This window comes from Chamaesiphon polymorphus CCALA 037 (assembly GCF_003003845.1).
GTDB classification, from domain to species: domain Bacteria; phylum Cyanobacteriota; class Cyanobacteriia; order Cyanobacteriales; family Chamaesiphonaceae; genus Chamaesiphon; species Chamaesiphon polymorphus.
Genome location: NZ_PVWO01000484.1, coordinates 1 through 4,387 on the forward strand (window position 1 = coordinate 1; position 4,387 = coordinate 4,387).

General features: G+C 47.0%; 3 protein-coding genes. All 3 read right to left on the bottom strand.

From position 1 onward, the window contains the following. Positions 1-53: 53 nt before the first annotated feature. Positions 54-905 carry a DUF3598 family protein gene (locus C7B77_RS24895; RefSeq protein ID WP_106311263.1) on the bottom strand — a complete coding sequence of 284 codons (852 nt, stop codon included), beginning with the start codon at positions 903-905 and terminating at the stop codon, positions 54-56. A 254-nt stretch (positions 906-1,159) separates the two neighbouring features. Beyond that, entirely contained in the window at positions 1,160-4,054 is a 2,895-nt protein-coding gene (locus C7B77_RS24900; RefSeq protein WP_146138506.1) for a DUF11 domain-containing protein, read from the bottom strand. A gap of 110 nt (positions 4,055-4,164) precedes the next feature. Beyond that, positions 4,165-4,387, bottom strand: a 223-nt coding sequence (locus tag C7B77_RS30445; RefSeq protein WP_181244023.1) for a hypothetical protein, incomplete at its 5' end; no start/stop codon positions are given.

A 4,387-nucleotide genomic window follows, 5' to 3' on the forward strand; every position in this document is an offset into this window, starting at 1 on the left:
ATCTAGCGATGCTCTATGACGATCGACCTTACCAACATCAGGATATCCACTGCTTAACTTACACGATATTCGACAACATGAGTGGAACTAATCCATTCGCCCTTATCGTTATAATTGCGAATCAATCGCTGACGCTCATCATCCGATACCAACCATCCCGCTTCCACAAAAAACGGCTGTCGGTGACTGACTTGTAATGGTGTATTGCTCGAAACCCCATCTGGCAATAATAAGATCTTTCGCGCAGCAGTTCCCGATTCAAAATGCAGCGTATTTCCATCAATTTTGGCAGCAGATGCGATTCTCCAGAGGAGAGGCTCCGCCAACGTCCGATCGCCAAAAGTTAATTGTTGCTCCAGCAAGTCACCCACCTGCTTGACTTCCAAACTCGTCGCAAAAGTTTTGGGATCTTGCCAATCTGCATAGAAAGTACAAGCCGTACCTACCCACTTACCCACCAACTGTTCTACCGTCAGATCGGGACGCAGCTTGGCATCCGTACCCTCACGAATCTCGCGAATTAGTGTCAGACTATTAAATCCGCCCTGCTTGTCAAATAATTGTACTAATCTCGATCGCCGATTCTCAGACACAAAGCCATACTCCGCACCAAATTCAGCAAACGGAGCCACTTGCAGCGAACCTTTAGAAAAAGCCCCCGTATCGAAAAACACCGCTTGCCTGCCCAAGGATCGGTACTCCTGAACGGTATCCGATGTCGGCTGTTCGCTAGTACCATTGGCAAACCGCCGCAATCGAAACTTGACTAATTGGTTATCTTCCAACGCTTCGAGCGTCAAGATCGAGGGTGTAGAACCGAGCAACTCCCCAGCGGTGGAAACCTGAGTAAACGTCCCCACCCATTCTCCAGCATTTTTCAGAAAATTGTCCCAGTTACTTTCCATGCACGCCCATTAACAATTTTTGGTAAGTGGATTCAGTCGGCTGAGAATCCTCTCAACTTAGCGTAGCAGATTCAGCAGGGGTTAACATTACAGTCGATCGATTATCTCGTCTATGCCCAAATATAACAGCCATCACATTAAATAAAACAATTAGCATCTTCACACCACAAAAACAGCCTCCCAATTAATTGGGAGGCTGTTGCTATTTAAAGATCTTGGCTGCTAAATTTAAGTTTTGCAGCTACTCAAATAGCTTATTTGCGGACGATCCGAATAGTTGGAGAAAAGTTCCGAACTAGTGGTGCAGGACGTTTGACTGTGATGTCACCCCCTGTTTCCAGTGGATCGTCCCCATAGCTGTTTGTGACTGTAGCATTTGGTGTCGCACTTGTCCGCCGAGGATCTGGGTAAATTGCATAAGCTTTGTCACGATATACATTATCTACTGCATTCCTGGAGATGGTAGCTTGGAAGTCGATCTCAACAGATGCACCAGGGGGAATCAGGAAAGTTCCCCACGTTGGTCTTGACGATCCTGCGGTAGGATCGACAGTAGTAGAGCGAGTAGCTGCCACAGTTCCAGTACTGACGTTAATACTGTTTGTTCTCGTGTAGGTAAAATATTGTGGTAATTGATTTTCAAAGCGAACCTCTGTCGCGCCACCACTCGATGCTGGATTTGTCAATTTCATTTTATAGCTAACGACATCCCCTGGTTTTGCCGTTGGAGTACTAGTCGAAATGACCATCGCTAAATTCGCTGGCGAGCAAGCAGTTGAAGCATTCAAATCGGCGAAACGATCGTCGCTATTAGAAAAACGAACGACTTGACCAGACGATCCGGCTGTAGCTCCATTTGAGTGTTGGGTTTTACCGCCTCTAGGTCTTAAGGTTGCATTGGGGGAAGGATCGTCGGTCAGGCCACTCACTCCGCCATTGACCTGTGGATTAATGCTAGCACTAGAACCATTAATGTTATAAAGTACGATTCCGCCCGAACCACCACCGCCTGGGCCGTGAGGAGTAACACCATAGACATAGTTATCTGGACCATAAGCATTAGTATTAGGGCTGATTTGAGTGGTATTGGCGTTGGGTTGACTGCTAGGAACAGCTTGAGACCCAGTATAGTTATAAAAAGCATCTCGCTCTGTATTACCGCCATTACCGCCTTTAGCTTGGATATTAATCGTTGCTGAGGAGGGGTTTCGCGATTGAACTAACACAGTCCCCCCAGCACCACCACCACCAGCACCATCTGGATTTGAGTTAAACGCTCCGCGATCTCCATTCGTGCCATTTGCGAAAATAGATCCAGTCCCAACGATGGTTCCAGCGCGAAGCATCACAATTCCGCCCCCAGCACCACCTGGCACACCTTGTGGAGCGTCATTGGCTTCACCACCACCACCACCACCACCCATGAATACTTTCATCGGTGTGGGAATATTTGTTAATGAAGAGGACCCCGGACGACCGCCAGCATCTTTGTTAGCACGAGGGGTTCCCTCATCCCAAGGTAAGCCACCTTGTCCGCCATTCCCACCATTACCACCACCACCGCCACCAGCGTTGTGATAGTTACCGCCACCACCAGCATTTCCTGGCGCGCCTCGGCCTGTATCGCCACCAGGATAGCCCTCAATCCGATTATCTGTAAAGCCACCCTCCCATACTGGAGCCTTGGTAATCGGATCGACATTATTTAAAGCCTTAGTCGCTAGAAACCTTGGGGTACCAGCAACGCCTTCTCCTTTACCCGATCCAAAACTATTCAAGGTTGTAATGCTTTGTGGAGATCTATCTGTATTGAGAAGTATATTTCCCGAAGTGTCCATGGTATATGCATTCGTCCTCGCCATAAAACCTGTTATGGCAGGTCGACCACTGTTTTTGGGGCCATATCCACCCCGAAAACCTGCTTCGTTAACCGAGAGCCGCTGACCGTTTAGATCGAAAGTGCCAAAGGTATCGACAGCCAAGATGCCGCCAACATTACCATCCCAAGGTGAGGCAAACATTGTGCCCAGAATTCTGGCACTGGCATATTGAGGGACACGAATCACTTGAAATCTTTTTTGCCCACTAGTTGTAGTAGCAGCCGCACTTGTATAAGTGTTAATCAGTGGTTTTTTTAGAGTAAGCGTACCACCACCATTCGCTGCCGAAACCGTAGAATCTGCAATTGCGTATTCGTATGAACCGCTACTGCCCATGTTGGTTTGTCCACTACCTTGATTGACAGTATTTCCAGATCCGTATGCATCATTATTGCTAGTATCAATGCTTGCATCCTGCATTTGGACGATCAAGACTAGATCGCCAGCTCTGATATCATCTGGAGTCGTAACATCTCCTCGCGTAGTACCACCCTTCGCAGCACCAGACGCAATTTCAATACTACGAGTGCCTGCGGTAACAGTCTGCAACGTTGGTCTAAAGTAAGTATTGACGATGCCAGTCAGGTTGACACCAACACCCTGAACACCTGGCATAGCACATATAGGTTCGTCATAACTAATAGCGTTACGTGCGAGCGTTAGAGTGGGGGTTGGGGGAATGGGCTTGAGTGTAACATTATCTGCCGTATCTGTCGTAGCGATCGTAGTAGACGTAGTAGTTCTTGGTGTTCCGCCAGTAGCAGAGCCGTAAGAATCAACTGTAAGGCTCGACAGTGAATACGGGGTAGTTGATGCGGTCGCTGATGCGTTTGCTGCGAAAATAAACTCGATACTACCATTAGCGGGAATCGTGATTTTGTCCCAGACTAACGTGCTGGCTCCTGCCACTGGCTTATTGGTATAGGCAGGATCGAGAAAACTAGTTGCATTTGTAGGGCCAAACGTTACAGCTTTGTTCTGAAGCGTAGTGAGGTGTCTATTATAGGTAAAACCTGTAGGTAAAACGCTAGTCACCTTTACTTGATGAGCTGTACTGCTATTGGCGTTGTTGACTTTAATCCGGTAGACAACTTCACTACTAGCAACGATTATAGGTGTGCTGGTCATAGCTCTAACAGTTAGACTGGGTGCAGTCTGTGCCATCAATGGTGTTGCTAAAGGTAACACTGACGTGGTTGCGAATACGATTCCGGTCAAAATATGCGCGTATTTAGCGATAATTGAGTTAGGAATGTTTGAGTATTTCATATTTTTAGGAGTTGTCGGGGGTTTATAAATAAGAGTAAAGATATCATCGCAAATCAAAGATATCTTTAACTACTGTTGTTAGCCTGCGATCTGCATCACACATTCACAAATTAGTATGCACGAGTGAAGTTTTTTTGCTGAACATAAGATGCTTTGGGAGTTAATGGGGGCATTTTATCGATTTCGTTAAAGTTGGGATCGTAGCTAAAACTCCGAAACGGAATATTGTAATAAGAAGCTGGAACACCGTCCCTCGCATCCTCACCACCCGGTCGGAATCTACCGCTATATTCTAATGGGGCACCCAGGCTAACCATCGATCCCATGTAATTG

Excerpts from the sequence above, each read along its gene's own strand:
- C7B77_RS24900 (WP_146138506.1), bottom strand. The coding sequence starts at position 4,054 with ATGAAATACTCAAACATTCCTAACTCAATTATCGCTAAATACGCGCAT.
- C7B77_RS24895 (WP_106311263.1), bottom strand. The coding sequence starts at position 905 with ATGGAAAGTAACTGGGACAATTTTCTGAAAAATGCTGGAGAATGGGTG.